General features: G+C 42.0%; 15 protein-coding genes. All 15 read left to right on the top strand.

Annotation, left to right across the window (positions count from 1 at the left end):
- Positions 1-575 precede the first annotated feature (575 nt).
- On the top strand, positions 576-2,426 hold the full coding sequence (locus tag ES896_RS18835; RefSeq protein ID WP_060781061.1) for a glycoside hydrolase family 9 protein: 1,851 nt from the start codon (positions 576-578) through the stop codon (positions 2,424-2,426).
- 17 nt (positions 2,427-2,443) lie between these two features.
- On the top strand, positions 2,444-4,552 hold the full coding sequence (locus tag ES896_RS18830; protein ID WP_135227176.1) for a glycoside hydrolase family 48 protein: 2,109 nt from the start codon (positions 2,444-2,446) through the stop codon (positions 4,550-4,552).
- Positions 4,553-4,631: 79 nt separating this feature from the next.
- Positions 4,632-5,858, top strand: coding sequence for an endo-1,4-beta-xylanase (locus tag ES896_RS18825; protein ID WP_017367260.1), 1,227 nt, complete (start codon positions 4,632-4,634; stop codon positions 5,856-5,858).
- A gap of 23 nt (positions 5,859-5,881) precedes the next feature.
- A complete protein-coding gene (locus tag ES896_RS18820) occupies positions 5,882-7,012 on the top strand; it encodes a glycoside hydrolase 5 family protein (protein WP_135227175.1) in 1,131 nt (376 codons plus the stop codon).
- A 241-nt stretch (positions 7,013-7,253) separates the two neighbouring features.
- Positions 7,254-7,727, top strand: coding sequence for a ribosome maturation factor RimP (gene rimP / locus ES896_RS18810; RefSeq protein WP_008344744.1), 474 nt, complete (start codon positions 7,254-7,256; stop codon positions 7,725-7,727).
- A 32-nt stretch (positions 7,728-7,759) separates the two neighbouring features.
- Complete coding sequence (nusA, locus tag ES896_RS18805) at positions 7,760-8,875, top strand: transcription termination factor NusA (RefSeq protein ID WP_003211013.1); 1,116 nt, start codon at positions 7,760-7,762, stop codon at positions 8,873-8,875.
- A 15-nt stretch (positions 8,876-8,890) separates the two neighbouring features.
- Positions 8,891-9,175 (top strand): RNase P modulator RnpM, encoded by a 285-nt coding sequence (gene rnpM / locus ES896_RS18800; RefSeq protein WP_008344742.1) that lies wholly within the window; start codon positions 8,891-8,893, stop codon positions 9,173-9,175.
- Positions 9,168-9,470 carry a YlxQ family RNA-binding protein gene (locus ES896_RS18795; protein ID WP_007499528.1) on the top strand — a complete coding sequence of 101 codons (303 nt, stop codon included), beginning with the start codon at positions 9,168-9,170 and terminating at the stop codon, positions 9,468-9,470. The genes rnpM and ES896_RS18795 overlap by 8 nt, the downstream gene beginning before the upstream one ends.
- A 19-nt stretch (positions 9,471-9,489) precedes the next feature.
- Positions 9,490-11,610 (top strand): translation initiation factor IF-2, encoded by a 2,121-nt coding sequence (gene infB, locus ES896_RS18790; RefSeq protein ID WP_007499526.1) that lies wholly within the window; start codon positions 9,490-9,492, stop codon positions 11,608-11,610.
- Positions 11,607-11,885: a DUF503 domain-containing protein gene (locus ES896_RS18785; RefSeq protein ID WP_017359071.1), complete on the top strand. Its 279-nt coding sequence runs from the start codon at positions 11,607-11,609 to the stop codon at positions 11,883-11,885. The genes infB and ES896_RS18785 overlap by 4 nt, the downstream gene beginning before the upstream one ends.
- Positions 11,886-11,902: 17 nt before the next feature.
- Positions 11,903-12,253: a 30S ribosome-binding factor RbfA gene (gene rbfA / locus ES896_RS18780; protein WP_007499525.1), complete on the top strand. Its 351-nt coding sequence runs from the start codon at positions 11,903-11,905 to the stop codon at positions 12,251-12,253.
- A 68-nt stretch (positions 12,254-12,321) separates the two neighbouring features.
- The gene (gene truB / locus ES896_RS18775; RefSeq protein ID WP_008344736.1) at positions 12,322-13,251 is read left to right on the top strand and encodes a tRNA pseudouridine(55) synthase TruB; all 930 of its coding nucleotides are present in this window, start codon (positions 12,322-12,324) and stop codon (positions 13,249-13,251) included.
- 18 nt (positions 13,252-13,269) lie between these two features.
- Positions 13,270-14,220, top strand: coding sequence for a bifunctional riboflavin kinase/FAD synthetase (ribF, locus tag ES896_RS18770; protein WP_017367263.1), 951 nt, complete (start codon positions 13,270-13,272; stop codon positions 14,218-14,220).
- Between the two features lie 155 nt (positions 14,221-14,375).
- On the top strand, positions 14,376-14,645 hold the full coding sequence (rpsO, locus tag ES896_RS18765; protein WP_008354438.1) for a 30S ribosomal protein S15: 270 nt from the start codon (positions 14,376-14,378) through the stop codon (positions 14,643-14,645).
- Between the two features lie 183 nt (positions 14,646-14,828).
- The gene (gene pnp / locus ES896_RS18760) at positions 14,829-16,946 is read left to right on the top strand and encodes a polyribonucleotide nucleotidyltransferase (RefSeq protein ID WP_007499522.1); all 2,118 of its coding nucleotides are present in this window, start codon (positions 14,829-14,831) and stop codon (positions 16,944-16,946) included.
- The last annotated feature ends 59 nt before the right edge of the window (positions 16,947-17,005 follow it).

The following is a 17,005-nucleotide window of genomic DNA, read 5'->3' as shown; positions in this document are numbered from 1 at the left end:
GTGCTTCTCACAGCTGCCTGCCAGAACATGAAGAAGATTGCCACACACCTAGCAAAGCTAGGCTAGGTGTGTGGGAGACCTTTTTCATATTTTTCATTTAATCTCACCTATCATAATGATGGTGAAAATAAAAAAGCTTGTAGAAAAACATGAGTTTCTCTACAAGCTGAGCGCCCTTAAAGGGCGTTCTTTTTATATATACAATAAAATTATTATGTAAACTAAAATATTTTAACTGGAATTATTTTCTTGTTGGTTCATATATCTTGATTTAACGTCGTGTTTTGAGAGAAGAGATTGTATGTCATTCTTTCTACCCAAATAGAGCAAAAAAGAGAATTTAGCCGTCTGAAATGTTCTCATACGACATATGATCATTTTGGGTACAGTCACATGAAGAATCAGGAGAAAACCCTCGGTGAGCGTCAAGCTGATGGCTGTTTACTATGCACATTTTTGAAACACGCTTGATTCTTTTCAACACTGTACAAAACACGTACGGAATGACAAGGAGGTGGTCATTTCTTGTTCAATGTTTCACGTTTAAGAAAAAAGAAGGGGTGAGAAGTAGGTACATGTCAGATTACAACTATGTAGAGGTGCTTCAAAAATCTATTTTGTTTTACGAAGCCCAGCGTTCCGGAAAGCTTCCTGAAAGCAATCGTCTTAACTGGCGAGGGGATTCTGGACTAGAGGATGGGAAAGATGTTGGTCATGATTTAACAGGCGGCTGGTACGATGCTGGTGATCATGTGAAGTTCGGGCTTCCGATGGCTTACTCGGCAGCCGTGCTTGCATGGACAGTCTATGAGTACCGAGAAGCTTACGAAGAGGCAGAGCTGCTTGATGATATGTTAGATCAAATCAAGTGGGCAACCGATTATTTTTTGAAAGCCCATACAGGTCCAAATGAATTTTGGGCACAAGTAGGCGATGGGAACGCGGATCATGGCTGGTGGGGTCCAGCAGAAGTGATGCCGATGAACCGGCCAGCATTTAAAATTGATGAACATTGTCCAGGAACAGAAGTAGCCGCCCAAACGGCAGCCGCTTTAGCAGCAGGTTCAATTATTTTTAAAGAAACAGACGCGCCATATGCAGCAAAGCTTCTCACCCATGCAAAACAGCTTTATGCATTTGCTGACCAATATCGCGGTGAGTATACAGATTGTGTCACCAATGCTCAGCCATTTTATAATTCCTGGAGCGGCTATATTGATGAGCTCATTTGGGGTGGAATATGGCTGTACTTGGCGACAAATGACCAGACCTATTTAAACAAAGCACTAAAAGCAGTAGAAGAATGGCCGAAGGATTGGGACTATACGTTTACGATGTCGTGGGACAATACCTTTTTTGCTTCGCAAATTTTACTTGCGAGAATCACAAAGGAGAAAAGGTTTATCGAATCGACAGAGCGTAATCTCGATTACTGGTCGACGGGTTTTGTTCAAAATGGAAAAGTAGAAAGAATCACTTATACGCCTGGCGGACTAGCGTGGTTAGATCAATGGGGTTCACTTCGTTATACAGCAAATGCTGCATTTTTAGCGTTTGTGTACGCAGATTGGGTCTCTGATCAAGAAAAAAAGAATCGATACCAAACGTTTGCGATCAGGCAAACACACTATATGTTAGGGGATAATCCGCAAAATAGAAGCTATGTCGTTGGGTTTGGCAAAAATCCGCCGATGCATCCACACCATCGAACTGCACATGGCTCATGGTCTAATCAGCTGACAACTCCTTCTTCTCATCGGCACACGCTTTATGGAGCGCTTGTTGGGGGGCCTAATGCACAGGATCAGTATACCGATGACATCTCTGACTATGTATCAAACGAGGTAGCAACAGACTATAATGCCGCCTTTACTGGAAATGTAGCCAAAATGGTGCAGTTGTTTGGTCAGGGGCAGTCAAAGCTGCCGAATTTTCCGCCTAAAGAAAAAGTGGAAGATGAGTTTTTTGTAGAGGCAGCTGTCATGAGTAACGATACAACATCTACTCAGATCAAAGCCATTCTATACAATCGATCAGGCTGGCCGGCAAGAAGTAGTCAATCACTTTCTTTTAGATATTATGTCAATCTAAGTGAGATATTTGCGAAGGGATTCACTGATAAAGATATTCAAGTGACAGCTGTTTACAATGAAGGCGCTTCCTTAACTCCGTTAACGGTGTATGACGCATCATCCCATATCTATTTTACAGAAATCGATTTTACTGGCGTAGCTATTTTTCCAGGAGGCGAATCGCTTCATAAGAAGGAAATACAGTTCCGGTTATCTGCGCCAAATGGTGCGAATATATGGGATGCCTCAAATGATTATTCCTTTCAAGGATTAACATCCAATATGCAGAAAACAGCGAGAATTCCTGTTTTTGATCAAGGTATTTTAGCATTTGGTACGCTTCCGAATAAATAAATATAAAGGGTGAGGACATGACAAATAAAGAACGGTTTTTAGCGCTTTATCATCAAATGAAAAACGATGCGAATGGATATTTTTCAAAAGAAGGCATTCCGTATCATTCCGTTGAGACACTCATTTGCGAGGCGCCTGATTACGGGCATATGACCACTTCAGAAGCTTACAGCTACTGGTTATGGCTTGAAGTATTGTATGGGCATTACACAGGCGATTGGAGCAAACTAGAAGCTGCTTGGGATAATATGGAGAAGTTTATCATTCCAGTAAACGAAGATGGACATGACGAACAGCCGCATATGAGCTCTTACAATCCATCTAGCCCAGCCACATACGCTTCAGAAAAACCATATCCAGATCAATATCCGAGTCAGTTGACGGGTGCTCGTCCTGCTGGTCAAGATCCAATTGATCATGAACTGAGGTCAACTTACGGAACGAATGAAACGTATTTAATGCACTGGCTTCTTGATGTAGACAACTGGTATGAATATGGGAATTTGCTCAACCCATCACATACAGCCGCATATGTAAACACATTTCAGCGGGGTCCGCAAGAATCCGTATGGGAGGCCATCCCTCATCCATCACAAGATGATAAAACTGCCGGAAAGCCCAATGAAGGTTTCATGAGCTTGTTTACAAAAGAAAATCAAGCGCCAGCCGCCCAGTGGCGTTACACAAATGCGACGGACGCTGATGCACGTGCGATACAGGCAATGTATTGGGCAAAGGAACTTGGCTATAATGGGTCAGCCTATCTTGATAAAGCGAAAAAGATGGGGGATTTCCTTCGTTACGGAATGTACGATAAATATTTTCAAACAATTGGAAGCGGCAAGCAAGGTAATCCGTATCCTGGAAATGGAAAAAGTGCATGTCATCACTTAATGGCATGGTACACCTCTTGGGGCGGGGGACTTGGAGAATATGCAAATTGGTCATGGCGTATCGGAGCGAGCCATTGTCATCAAGGGTATCAAAACCCAGTCGCTGCCTACGCTTTATCCTCAGATAAGGGAGGCTTAAAGCCATCGTCACCGACTGGTGCAAGTGATTGGGAAAAGACGTTAAAGAGACAGCTTGAATTTTACGTCTGGCTTCAATCAAAAGAGGGAGCGATTGCAGGAGGTGCTACCAACAGTTGGAATGGAGACTATAGCGCTTATCCAGCAGGAAGAAGCACATTTTATGATATGGCTTATGAAGATGCGCCTGTTTACCATGATCCTCCGTCCAATAACTGGTTTGGAATGCAAGCATGGCCGATTGAGCGTGTAGCAGAGCTTTATTATATCTTTGCAAAAGATGGAGACAAAACATCTGAAAATTTCCAAATGGCCAAATCTGTCATCACAAAATGGGTCAACTATTCACTAGATTACGTTTTTATTGGCACTCGTCCTGTGTCGGATCAAGATGGATATTTTTTAGATGGTCATGGTCAAAGAATTCTAGGGGGGACCAATGTTGCTGTTGCTACGACGAGTGCACCCGGAGAGTTTTGGATTCCTGGGAATATAGAATGGAGCGGTCAGCCTGACACTTGGAGCGGGTTCCAATCTGCAACAGGTAATCCAAATTTAACGGCAGTTACAAAAGATCCTACTCAAGATACTGGTGTACTGGGCAGTCTCATCAAAGCGCTCACATTCTTTGCTGCTGCAACACAGAAAGAGACAGGAAACTACACAGCACTTGGCATAAGAGCAAAAGAGACAGCGGCACAGCTCCTTGAGGTTGCTTGGAATTACAATGATGGTGTAGGGATTGTGACAGAGGAAGACAGAGAAGACTACCACCGTTTCTTTAAAAAAGAAGTGTACTTCCCAAATGGCTGGAACGGAACATTTGGTCAAGGAAATCAGATCCCTGGTTCCAGCACCATTCCTTCTGACCCGCAGCGAGGAGGTAACGGAGTGTATACGAGCTTTGCAGATCTTCGTCCGAAAATCAAGCAAGACCCAGCTTGGTCAGCCCTGGAGAGTAAATATCAATCATCTTTTAATGAAGCAACAGGCAAATGGGAAAACGGAGCGCCAAGTTTCACCTATCACCGTTTCTGGTCGCAAGTTGATATGGCTACGGCTTATGCAGAATACCATCGTCTCATAAACGAATAGAACGTAGTGCAGCTGCCGGCTTTTTTAGTCGGCGGTCTCCTCATAAGATAAATGAAGTGAAAGCAAAGGTGATGTCATTATGGTTAAAAAGAAAGAATTTATGAATCATTCATCGAATGGCGGATCACAGGAACAAGAAAATCAAAGCTGGAGAAAAGAAGCAAATGATCGAATCTTACAACATAGACAAAGAGAGCTTGTCATAAATGTCATCGATAAAGAAAAAAAGCCCTTAGCCGGAATAGAGGTTGAAATAAAACAAATCAGACATGAATTTGCATTTGGTTCAGCAATGAATGACCAAGTACTATTCAATCAAACGTATGCTGATTTTTTTGTTCAACATTTTAATTGGGCTGTGTTTGAAAATGAGGCAAAATGGTATGCAAATGAGCCTGAAAGAGGGAAAATAACCTACGAAAAAGCAGATGCCATGCTGAATTTTGCCAATAGACACCAAATTCCAGTGAGGGGGCACGCCTTATTTTGGGAGGTAGAGGATGCCAATCCAAACTGGCTGAAATCATTACCGAATCATGAAGTATATGAAGCCATGAAAAGGCGGCTTGAGCATGCAGGCAATCATTTCAAAGGGAAATTCCGTCATTGGGATGTAAACAACGAAATGATGCATGGTTCATTTTTTAAAGACCGGTTTGGGAAACAGATTTGGAAATGGATGTATGAAGAAACGAAAAAAATTGATCCTCAAGCCTTGCTGTTTGTCAATGATTATAATGTAATCTCATACGGCGAACATCACGCATATAAAGCACATATCAATGAACTTCGTCAGTTGGGGGCACCAGTTGAGGCCATTGGAGTTCAAGGTCACTTTGAAGATCGAGTGGATCCAGTTGTTGTAAAACAAAGACTAGATGTGCTTGCTGAGCTTGGTCTACCGATATGGGTGACAGAGTATGACTCTGTTCATCCGGATGCCAATAGACGAGCGGATAACTTAGAAGCTTTATATCGGGTTGCCTTTAGTCATCCAGCCGTAAAAGGTGTGCTGATGTGGGGATTTTGGGCGGGTGCTCATTGGAGAGGTGAGCACGCAGCCATCGTGAATCATGATTGGTCGTTAAATGAAGCGGGCAGGCGTTATGAAAAGCTTCTACAGGAGTGGACGACACAAAGAGTGGAAAAAACAGATGCGAATGGCCAAGTGACATGTCCAGCGTTTCACGGGACGTATGAGGTTCGAATTGGTGAAGAAAGTAAAATGTTGCAGCAGCAGACGATTGAACTTGATTCAACTAAACAAACACCGCTTCAACTAGATATCATCGTACCAGTAGAATAAGAGATTGTGAGGAGGAGAATGGAATGAAAAAATGGGTTCAACGAGTGGCTTGTTTTATGCTGCTGATCACTTTATGGGCGGGTTGGTTCACTCTGACTGTAAAGGCCTCCTCCTATGCGCAAACATCTGGTACACATTTTGTATTGAACAACCACCCATTTTACTTTGCTGGCACAAATAATTATTATTTCCATTACAAATCAAAAAAGATGGTAGATGCTGTTTTTGACGATATGAAGGCAATGGATTTAAAGGTTATTCGTATTTGGGGATTTCACGATGGTACCCCTCAAGAAAACTCAGTCTTACAATCTCGTCCAGGTGTTTATGAAGAATCCGGTTTTCAAAAACTAGACTATGCGATTTATAAAGCAGGGCAGGAAGGAATCAAGCTGGTCATCCCACTCGTGAACAATTGGGATGACTTTGGCGGGATGAATCAATATGTGAAGTGGTTTCAGGCAGGATCACATGATCACTTTTATACAGATTCTCGGATTAAAACAGCTTACAAAAACTATGTGCGCTATGTATTAGAGAGAACCAATACGTACTCAGGTGTTCAATATAAAGATGATCCTGCTATCATGACATGGGAGCTCGCCAATGAGCCGCGCGCTCAGTCAGACCCTTCGGGAGATATACTAGTAAACTGGGCAGATGAAATGAGTGCATGGATCAAATCAATTGACTCGAATCACCTTGTTGCAGTAGGAGACGAAGGGTTCTTTCGCATGACAGGTCATGACGATTGGTTTTACAATGGGGGAGAAGGTGTTGATTGGGATCGTTTGACTGCTCTCCCTCATATTGATTATGGAACCTATCATTTATACCCGGATCACTGGAATCAGTCTGCTGCATGGGGAGTGAAATGGATTAAAGATCATATCACCCGAGGAAACGCAATTGGCAAACCTGTTGTATTAGAAGAGTTTGGCTATCAAAATCAAGCAGCCCGTCCTGATGTATATGATAGCTGGCTGAAGACAATTGAACAGCTCGGAGGCGCAGGTAGCCAATTTTGGATTTTAACAAGCATTCAAGACGATGATTCCCTCTACCCGGATTATGACGGTTTTCGAGTTTTAAAGGAGAGCCGGGAGGCAGAAATCATTCGTGAACACGCCAAAAGAATGAATGAAAAGAACTGATGAAGAATGCCTGTTTATAAGGAACTTCATTTGCATAAAAAAATTGGATATGGTATAGTTTTTATGGAAATGCTAACGATTACCGAGACAAGAGTGGGGAAACCCGCTCTTTTGTATTGAACAGGCAATTTTTGTCTCGACATTATTCATCCGTTTTCTGCTCCCCCTGCTCACAATAAAGCAGGGTTTTTATGCAGAATGATTGATAAGAGCGTTTATCGAAAGCACAAGGAGGAAGAGAATGAGCAAAAAAGTAGTGGATATCGTAAGCGACATGGTGCAGCCAATTTTAGATGGCTTACAGCTTGAACTCGTTGATGTTGAATTTGTCAAAGAGGGTCAAAACTGGTTCCTTCGCGTATTTATTGACTCTGACAAAGGCGTCGATATCGAGGAGTGTGCCAAAGTGAGCGAAGCCTTGAGCGAAAAGCTTGATGAGGCAGATCCAATTAGCCAAAACTACTTTCTTGAAGTGTCCTCTCCTGGAGCGGAGCGCCCATTAAAGAAAAAAGCTGATTTTGAAAAAGCACTTGGAAAAAATGTTTTCATGAAAACATACGAACCAATTGATGGTGAAAAGGCATTTGAAGGTGAGCTTACAAGCTTTGATGGTGAGATTGCAACAGTGACAGTGAAGATCAAGACAAGAAAGAAAGAGATCAATATTCCATACGAAAAAATTGCTAACGCAAGATTAGCAGTTTCGTTCAATTAACCTTTTCATTGATATAAGGGGGAACCATAAAAATGAGTAGTGAGTTGTTAGATGCCCTGACTGTTCTTGAGAAAGAGAAGGGCATTAGTAAAGAAATTATTATTGAAGCGATAGAAGCTGCACTCATTTCTGCATACAAGCGTAATTTTAACCAAGCACAAAATGTGCGTGTTGATTTAAACCGTGAAACGGGAACGATTCGCGTATTCGCAAGAAAAGATGTTGTAGATGAAGTGTATGATTCTCGCCTTGAAATCTCTGTAGATGATGCAGCAAATATGAACCCGAATTACATGGTTGGTGACGTGGTTGAAATTGAAGTCACACCAAAAGATTTCGGACGCATTGCAGCTCAGACAGCGAAACAAGTCGTGACGCAGCGAGTGAGAGAAGCAGAGCGAGGTGTGATTTACACTGAGTTTATCGATCGTGAGGAAGACATCATGACGGGAATCGTTCAGCGAATTGACAGTAAATTCATTTACGTGTCACTTGGCAAAATCGAAGCCCTTCTTCCGGTAAACGAACAAATGCCAAATGAGGACTACAAACCACATGACCGCATTAAAGTGTTCATTACGAAAGTAGAAAAAACAACAAAAGGACCACAAATTTATGTATCAAGAACACACCCAGGTCTTTTAAAGCGTTTATTTGAAATCGAAGTGCCAGAAATTTATGATGGTACTGTAGAGCTTAAATCTGTCGCTAGAGAAGCTGGGGACCGTTCTAAAATATCTGTTCGTACAGATGATCCTGATGTTGATCCAGTTGGTTCTTGTGTAGGACCTAAAGGTCAGCGTGTACAAGCAATTGTCAATGAGCTGAAAGGCGAAAAAATTGACATTGTTCATTGGTCTAATGACCCTGTTGAATTTGTTGCCAATGCGTTAAGTCCATCAAAAGTTCTTGATGTCATTGTAAATGAAGAAGATAAGGCGACAACTGTCATTGTCCCTGATTATCAGCTGTCATTAGCCATTGGCAAAAGAGGTCAAAATGCGCGTCTTGCAGCGAAATTAACGAGCTGGAAGATTGACATTAAAAGCGAAACAGATGCAAGAGAACTCGGTATTTTCCCAAGAACTGAAGACTCTGAATCTCTTTTCTTAGAGGCTGAACCAGTAGCTGAGGAATCTGACGAATAAGAGGTGATATAAAAGGTGAAAAGCCGAAAAAAAATCCCGCTTAGAAAATGCGTCGTGACGGGAGAAATGAAACCAAAGAAAGAACTGATTCGCGTTGTTCGTTCAAAAGAAGGTGAAGTGTCTGTTGACGCAACCGGAAAAATGAACGGGCGCGGCGCTTACCTTTCTCTCGATAAAGAAACCATTCTTGCGGCGAAGAACAAACGTAGTTTACAGCAGCAATTTCAGACACAGATTGACGAACACATTTTTGAAGAATTACTAGAACTAGCTGAAAAGGTGAAAAAACCTAATGACTGAATCTGAATGGTATCCTTTGCTTGGTCTAGCAAATCGAGCTCGTAAAGTCGTGTCAGGAGAAGATCTGGTGATCAAAGAAATTAGACATGCGCGTGCTAAGCTGGTTCTTCTTGCAGCAGATGCCTCATCCAACACAGAGAAAAAGGTATCTGACAAATGCAAATTTTACAATGTTCCGGTTAGAAAAGTTGAAGACCGTTCCGTTCTCGGACGTTCTATAGGGAAGGAAGCTCGCGTAGTTGTCGCTGTCACTGACCAAGGCTTCGCTAAGAAGCTCATAAGCTTGCTCGATTAATTTATTTGGGGGTGAACGAATGGCTAAAGTGAGAGTATATGAATACGCAAAAGCCATAGATGTTTCAAGTAAAGATATTATAGCAGCGCTTAAGGATATGAACGTGGAAGTGAACAACCACATGGCGACGCTTGAAGACGACACTGTGAAAAAGCTAGACGCTATCTATAAAAAAGCCAAAGCAAAAGAGACAGCTAACGAGAAACCCGCAGAACAAAAAAAACAATCATCTAACAAAAACAATGATAGAAAGAAGAATGACGTGCAGAATAATCAATTTAATAAAAACAAAAAAAACAACAACCAAAACAAAAACAAAAATAAACGCGGCGGCAACAACAAGGCGCAGCATCAGCAAGCAAGACCTGTGAAGCCGAAAAAAGAGCTTCCTGAAAAAATTGAATTTACAAATTCAATGACAGTCGGCCAGCTTGCTGACGAGCTTGGCAAAGAAACTGCTGAAATCATCAAAAAACTGATGATGCTTGGTGTCATGGCTACGATCAACCAAGAGCTCGACAAAGATACAGTCGAATTAATTGCTTCTGAATATGGTGTTCCAGTAGAAGAAGTCATCATTTTAGAAGAAACTGAACTTGAAAAGTATGAAGTTGAAGATAAAGAAGAAGATATGCAAGTACGCCCTCCAGTCGTAACGATCATGGGACACGTTGACCACGGGAAAACAACGCTTCTTGACAGCATTCGTAAAACGAAAGTTGTTGAAGGCGAAGCGGGTGGAATTACGCAGCATATTGGTGCATACCAAATTGAAGAAAACGGCAAGAAAATCACGTTCCTTGATACACCAGGACACGCAGCTTTCACTACGATGCGAGCACGCGGTGCTGAAGTAACAGATACGACGATCTTGGTCGTTGCAGCAGATGACGGTGTCATGCCGCAAACGATTGAAGCGATCAACCACGCAAAAGCGGCAGAGGTGCCAATCATTGTGGCTGTCAATAAAATTGACAAACCAACAGCGAACCCTGACCGCGTGATGCAGGAATTAACTGAGCATGGTCTTGTACCTGAGGCTTGGGGCGGCGAAACCATTTTCGTTCCTTTATCTGCAAAAACAGGTGAAGGCATTGACGAATTGATCGAAATGATCCTTCTTGTCAGCGAAGTAGCAGAACTAAAAGCCAACCCAAATCGTGCGGCAAAAGGAACTGTGATCGAGGCTGAGCTTGATAAAGGAAGAGGTTCTGTTGCAACCCTTCTCGTTCAAACTGGTACACTTCAAGTAGGTGACCCAATCGTTGTCGGAAATACATTTGGCCGTGTACGTGCAATGGTCAATGACATCGGACGCCGCGTGAAAACAGCAGGACCATCTACACCTGTTGAAATCACTGGTTTAAATGATGTACCGCATGCAGGGGATCAGTTCCTCGTATTCAAAGATGAAAAAACAGCTCGTCAAGTCGGTGAGGCGCGTGCGTCTAAACAACTTGATGAACAGCGTTCAGACAAAGCGAAATTATCTCTCGATGACCTATTTGAGCAAATCAAACAAGGTGATGTGAAAGATATCAACTTAATCGTAAAAGCAGACGTACAAGGTTCTGCTGAAGCACTGACGGCAGCTCTTCAAAAAATTGAAGTAGAAGGCGTAAAAGTGAAAATTATCCATACGGGTGTTGGAGCGATTACAGAATCTGATATCATTTTAGCAAGTGCTTCTAATGCGATTGTGATCGGATTTAACGTACGTCCTGATGGCAATGCGAAGAGCACAGCTGAAACAGAAAACGTAGATATCCGCTTACACCGCATCATCTACAAAGTCATCGATGAAATTGAAGCTGCGATGAAAGGGATGCTTGACCCTGAATATGAAGAAAAAGTCATCGGTCAAGTTGAAGTTCGTCAAACGTTCAAAGTATCAAAAATCGGTACAATTGCTGGTGGCTATGTCACTGAAGGTACCATTACTAGAGACAGTGGTATCCGCTTAATTCGTGATGGCGTCGTCATCTTTGAAGGTGAAGTCGACGTATTAAAACGATTCAAAGACGATGTGAAAGAAGTTTCACAAGGTTATGAATGTGGTATTACCATTAAGAAATACAATGATATCCGTGAAGGTGATGTCATGGAATCATTCGTTATGCAAGAAATCGAAAGAAAATGATCGGTTATACCGAGTGTGAGTGTATGATCTATGATGCATCCTCACTGAAGGAAAAACGTGCGGTTCTGCAGCGTATCATGACAAGAACGCGCCATAAATTCAATGTGACCATTGCTGAAATGGACTATCAGGATACATGGCAGCGTACTTCGATCGGAATCGCCGTCATTTCCTCCTCCCGGGTTCAAGTGGAAAAGGAACTTCAGCGTGTGTTAAGCTTTATTGATTCTTTTCCGGAAATTGAACGAACGATCACGAAAACTGAGTGGTTTTAATTAGAGGTGATAAGATCATGAGTATGAGAGCAACCCGTGTGGGTGAGCAAATGAAAAAAGAATTAGGCGACATCCTTGGCAGAAAGCTAAAAGATCCAAGAATCGGCTTTTTGACTGTAACGGATGTTGAAGTATCCGGTGATTTGCAAATTGCTAAAGTCTATATTTCTGTTCTTGGCGACGAGAAGAAAAGAGAGGAAACCTTAAAAGGCCTTGCAAAGGCGAAAGGGTATATCCGCTCTGAAATTGGCAATCGAATCAGACTTCGCAAAACACCAGAGCTTCACTTTGAATTCGATGAGTCTGTAGACTACGGTAACCGAATTGAAAGCCTGATTGCTGAACTAAACACAAAAGATCACGAATAAGACGTTGAAATAAGGATAGGCGATGATCGTCTGTCCTTTTTCATCGTTTATGAAAGGAGAGAACGCAGGTGCAAAACGGTGTTCTTTTATTACATAAAGAAAGAGGCATGACCTCTCACGACTGTGTGTTTAAAGTGAGAAAGATTTTACACACAAAAAAAGTGGGACATACAGGGACACTCGATCCAGAGGTTTCAGGTGTTCTGCCTATTTGTATTGGACGAGCGACAAAAATTGTGGAGTACTTAACAGATAAATCGAAAACGTATGATGCGGAAATCACCATTGGATTTTCTACAACGACAGAAGACCAAACAGGTGAAGTAGTAGAAGAAAAAAAGGTGCCGGTACCGATGTCAGAAGATGACATTGATGCTGCGTTGAAACAATTTGAAGGAACCATTGAACAGATCCCTCCGATGTTTTCTGCTGTGAAAATTGGCGGAAAAAAGCTCTATGAATATGCGAGGCAAGGCATTGAAATTGAACGTCCAAGCCGTGAAATTACCATTCATCGCATCGAGCGGACAACACCTGTCACATTTGAAAATGGTAAAGTATCATTTAGATTCACCGTACTGTGTTCAAAAGGCACATATGTGAGAACGTTAGCCGTCGATATCGGAAAAAAACTTGGGTTTCCAGCCCACATGTCTCACCTCATTCGCATAGGATCTGGTGACTTTACGTTAGATGAATGTATCACTCTTGATGAGTTGCGGGAGATCAGCGAGAAAGGAACGGTTGAGGAACATCTTGTGCCGATCGAGCGTGCGCTCAATCATTTGCCGAAATGGGAGATAAATGATACATTAGCAAGTAAAGTGGAAAACGGTGCAGTCCTACCTATGCCTGATGAATTTGCTCATTTTGCAGAGGAAGATCGTGTCGCTGTCTTTGCTCCTTCAGGCCGTTGTATGGCGATTTATATGAAACACCCGACCAAACAGAACCTGATGAAGCCGGCGAAGATTTTATCACAGGACAAGCAATCTTAAAGAAAAGGTGACCATCTCGTGAAGACTATACATATTTCACACCCACATACATTGAATCAAAAGGATCAAGTCCCGTCTGTGATGGCTTTAGGGTATTTTGACGGTGTTCACCTCGGACACCAAAAAGTGATTGAGGCAGCGAAAAACATTGCGGAAAAAGAGGGTTTAGCTCTAGCTGTCATGACTTTTCATCCGCATCCATCACATGTTCTGCAAAAAGCACGTGAACCAAAAGACTTAATCACACCGCTTGAGGATAAGATTGATTTTATCGAACAATTAGGTGCTGACTACTTATACATTGTGCAATTCAGCGAAAGCTTTGCAGCACTGTCTCCTCAAGAGTTTGTCGATCAATATTTGGACGAACTGAATGTGAAGCATGCAGTCGCTGGTTTCGATTTTACATTCGGCCGGTTTGGCGCAGGCACAATGGAAACGTTTGACGAATACGGGAAAGGGCGGATTTCTGCGACCATTGTACCTAAGCTTTCCAACCAAGACCGGAAAGTCAGCTCGACCCTTATACGTTCCGCATTGAAAAATGGAGACGTTGAATATGTGAGTGAGCTTTTAGGGAAACCGTATCAGCTGCGCGGCATTGTGATTCATGGAGATAAACGAGGACGCACGATTGGCTTTCCAACCGCCAATGTTGGTTTGTCTGCTGAATACATCATCCCGCCAACAGGCGTATATGCAGTGAGAGCAGAAGTGAAAGGCAAGGTGTATGACGGTGTTTGTAACGTTGGCTACAAACCAACATTTTATGAAAAACGTCCTGATCAGCCTGCGATTGAAGTGAACCTTTTTGATTTTAACGAAGAAATTTATGGTGAACCGATTAAATTACAGTGGTACAAACGGATTCGCAGTGAACAAAAATTTAACGGTATCCAAGAATTAACGGCTCAAATTAGTCAAGATAAAGAAGAAGCGATTCAGTTTTTTCAAGATCATCTTCATTAAACAAAAAAATCGCAGAAAAACCGCTCTATCATTTGCAAAATCGGCATATTTTTAGTATGATAATTCCTGTAGCTTTAAAACCACTTACTTGGCAGGCCGACTTCACCGACGGTTGCGAGGTAGATGGGGCTAACATGATTTGGAGGTGAAACAGGATGGCTATTACTCAAGAGCGTAAAACTCAATTAATTAATGAGTTCAAAACACACGAATCTGATACTGGATCTCCAGAAGTTCAGATCGCTGTCCTAACAGAATCAATTAACAACTTGAACGAGCATTTACGTACTCATAAGAAAGATCACCACTCACGTCGCGGTCTTTTGAAAATGGTAGGTAGACGTCGTAATCTTCTTACGTATCTACGTAATAAAGACGTAACTCGTTACCGTGAGTTAATTAACAAACTAGGCTTACGTCGATAATCGTAAAAAGCGGGAGGATTCCCGCTTTTTTATCGTATAATCACTAATATTTTATGGTTAAAATGTTGAAAGAATGGCAAAAACCCTTCTACATACAGCTTTCACATTGATATGTGAAAATCATTTTGTTCATAATAAGAAATAACCTAAAAACTTTACGACAAGAGAGGAGTTTATCTCAGAATGGGACAAGAGAAACAAGTCTTCACCATAGACTGGGCTGGACGTCAACTGACAGTTGAAACTGGCCAGCTTGCAAAGCAAGCAAACGGAGCAGTTCTCGTACGCTACGGAGATACGGCTGTGCTTAGCTCAGCAACAGCTTCTAAAGAACCAAAACCACTTGATTTTTTCCCGCTCACTGTAAACTACGAAGAAAGATTATATGCAGTTGGTAAAATTCCTGGTGGTTTCATTAAAAGAGAAGGCCGCCCAAGTGAAAAAGCAATCCTTGCGAGCCGCTTAATTGACAGACCGATCCGTCCACTATTTGCAGACGGATTTAGAAATGAAGTACAAGTCATTAGTATTGTCATGAGTGTGGATCAAGATTGTTCATCTGAAATGGCTGCAATGTTTGGCTCATCTTTAGCTTTATGTGTGTCTGACATTCCATTTGAGGGACCAATCGCTGGCGTGACAGTAGGACGAGTAGATGGAAAGCTAATCATCAACCCAAATGTTGAGCAGCTTGAACAAAGCGATATCAACCTTGTTGTAGCTGGAACAAAAGATGCAATCAACATGGTAGAGGCTGGTGCTGATGAAGTACCAGAAGAAACGATGCTTGAAGCCATCATGTACGGCCATCAAGAGATCAAACGCTTAATCGAATTCCAAGAAGAAATTGTGAAAGCTGTCGGTAAAGAAAAAATCGATATTCCTTTATATGAAGTCGATCAAGCATTAGCAGAGGAAGTAAAACAACTTGCTGAAGCGGATCTACTGAAAGCGATTCAAGTACATGAGAAGCATGCTCGTGAAGATGCCATCAGTGCTGTGAAAAAAGCTGTCGTTCAAAAATTTGAAGAAGAAGAGCGTGACGAAGCAACGATTAAACAAGCGAAGGATGTCTTAAACAAGCTTGTGAAAAACGAAGTTCGCCGCCTTATTACTGAAGAGAAAGTACGTCCAGATGGACGCGGTGTCGATCAAATCCGTCCACTTTCTTCAGAAGTAGGACTTCTTCCAAGAACGCACGGTTCAGGATTGTTTACAAGAGGCCAAACACAGGCACTCAGTATTTGTACATTAGGTGCACTTGGTGATGTACAAATTCTTGATGGTCTTGGTGTTGAAGAGTCTAAGCGATTCATGCACCATTATAACTTCCCACAATTCAGTGTTGGTGAGACCGGCCCAATGCGTGGTCCAGGCCGTCGTGAGATTGGACATGGTGCGCTAGGCGAACGTGCATTAGAGCCAGTCATTCCATCTGAAAAAGATTTCCCTTATACGGTTCGCCTTGTGTCTGAGGTGTTAGAATCAAACGGTTCTACTTCACAAGCAAGTATTTGTGCGAGCACACTTGCGATGATGGATGCAGGTGTTCCAATTAAAGCACCAGTTGCAGGGATTGCAATGGGACTTGTTAAATCTGGTGAATACTACACAGTGCTGACAGACATTCAAGGAATGGAAGATGCACTTGGAGATATGGACTTTAAAGTAGCAGGTACATCTAAAGGTGTAACAGCGCTTCAAATGGACATTAAAATCGATGGTCTATCAAAAGACATTTTAGAAGAAGCACTTCAACAAGCGAAAAAAGGAAGAATGGAAATTTTAGATAGCATGCTGTCAACGATTCCAGCTTCTAGAGGAGAATTGTCACGTTATGCACCAAAAATCTTAACGATGACAATCAATCCAGATAAAATTCGCGATGTCATTGGACCAAGCGGTAAACAAATCAATAAAATTATTGAAGATACCGGTGTGAAAATTGATATTGAACAAGACGGTACAATCTTTATCTCTTCTACTGAAGAAGACATGAACCAAAAAGCGAAGAAAATCATAGAAGATCTTGTCAGAGAAGTTGAAGTTGGTCAACTTTACCTAGGTAAAGTAAAAAGAATTGAAAAATTCGGTGCCTTCCTCGAAATCTTCAGCGGCAAAGATGGACTTGTTCATATTTCTGAGCTTGCACTTGAACGTGTTGGCAAAGTAGAAGATGTCGTGAAGATTGGTGACGAACTACTCGTCAAAGTCACTGAGATCGATAAACAAGGCCGTGTGAACCTTTCTCGTAAAGCTGTTTTACGTGAAGAAAAAGAAAAAGAAGAAAAGCAGTCTTAATGAGAACAAATAAAATGTGTTAGAAGCCAGGTATCCGTGCCAGGCTTCTTTCTTTTCTT

Source organism: Bacillus sp. 005/A4HT-01/001 (assembly GCF_004634445.1).
Classification (GTDB): domain Bacteria; phylum Bacillota; class Bacilli; order Bacillales; family Bacillaceae; genus Bacillus; species Bacillus altitudinis.
This window is presented reverse-complemented; position numbering and strand designations above follow the sequence as displayed.

What these genes read in the sequence shown, in the direction of transcription:
- ES896_RS18820 (WP_135227175.1), top strand. Translation starts at nt 5,882, where the DNA reads ATGAAAAAATGGGTTCAACGAGTGGCTTGTTTTATGCTGCTGATCACT.
- infB (WP_007499526.1), top strand. Translation starts at nt 9,490, where the DNA reads ATGGCTAAAGTGAGAGTATATGAATACGCAAAAGCCATAGATGTTTCA.
- ES896_RS18830 (WP_135227176.1), top strand. Translation starts at nt 2,444, where the DNA reads ATGACAAATAAAGAACGGTTTTTAGCGCTTTATCATCAAATGAAAAAC.
- ES896_RS18795 (WP_007499528.1), top strand. Translation starts at nt 9,168, where the DNA reads ATGACTGAATCTGAATGGTATCCTTTGCTTGGTCTAGCAAATCGAGCT.
- ES896_RS18785 (WP_017359071.1), top strand. Translation starts at nt 11,607, where the DNA reads ATGATCGGTTATACCGAGTGTGAGTGTATGATCTATGATGCATCCTCA.
- rimP (WP_008344744.1), top strand. Translation starts at nt 7,254, where the DNA reads ATGAGCAAAAAAGTAGTGGATATCGTAAGCGACATGGTGCAGCCAATT.
- rpsO (WP_008354438.1), top strand. Translation starts at nt 14,376, where the DNA reads ATGGCTATTACTCAAGAGCGTAAAACTCAATTAATTAATGAGTTCAAA.
- rbfA (WP_007499525.1), top strand. Translation starts at nt 11,903, where the DNA reads ATGAGTATGAGAGCAACCCGTGTGGGTGAGCAAATGAAAAAAGAATTA.
- pnp (WP_007499522.1), top strand. Translation starts at nt 14,829, where the DNA reads ATGGGACAAGAGAAACAAGTCTTCACCATAGACTGGGCTGGACGTCAA.
- ES896_RS18825 (WP_017367260.1), top strand. Translation starts at nt 4,632, where the DNA reads ATGGTTAAAAAGAAAGAATTTATGAATCATTCATCGAATGGCGGATCA.
- nusA (WP_003211013.1), top strand. Translation starts at nt 7,760, where the DNA reads ATGAGTAGTGAGTTGTTAGATGCCCTGACTGTTCTTGAGAAAGAGAAG.
- ES896_RS18835 (WP_060781061.1), top strand. Translation starts at nt 576, where the DNA reads ATGTCAGATTACAACTATGTAGAGGTGCTTCAAAAATCTATTTTGTTT.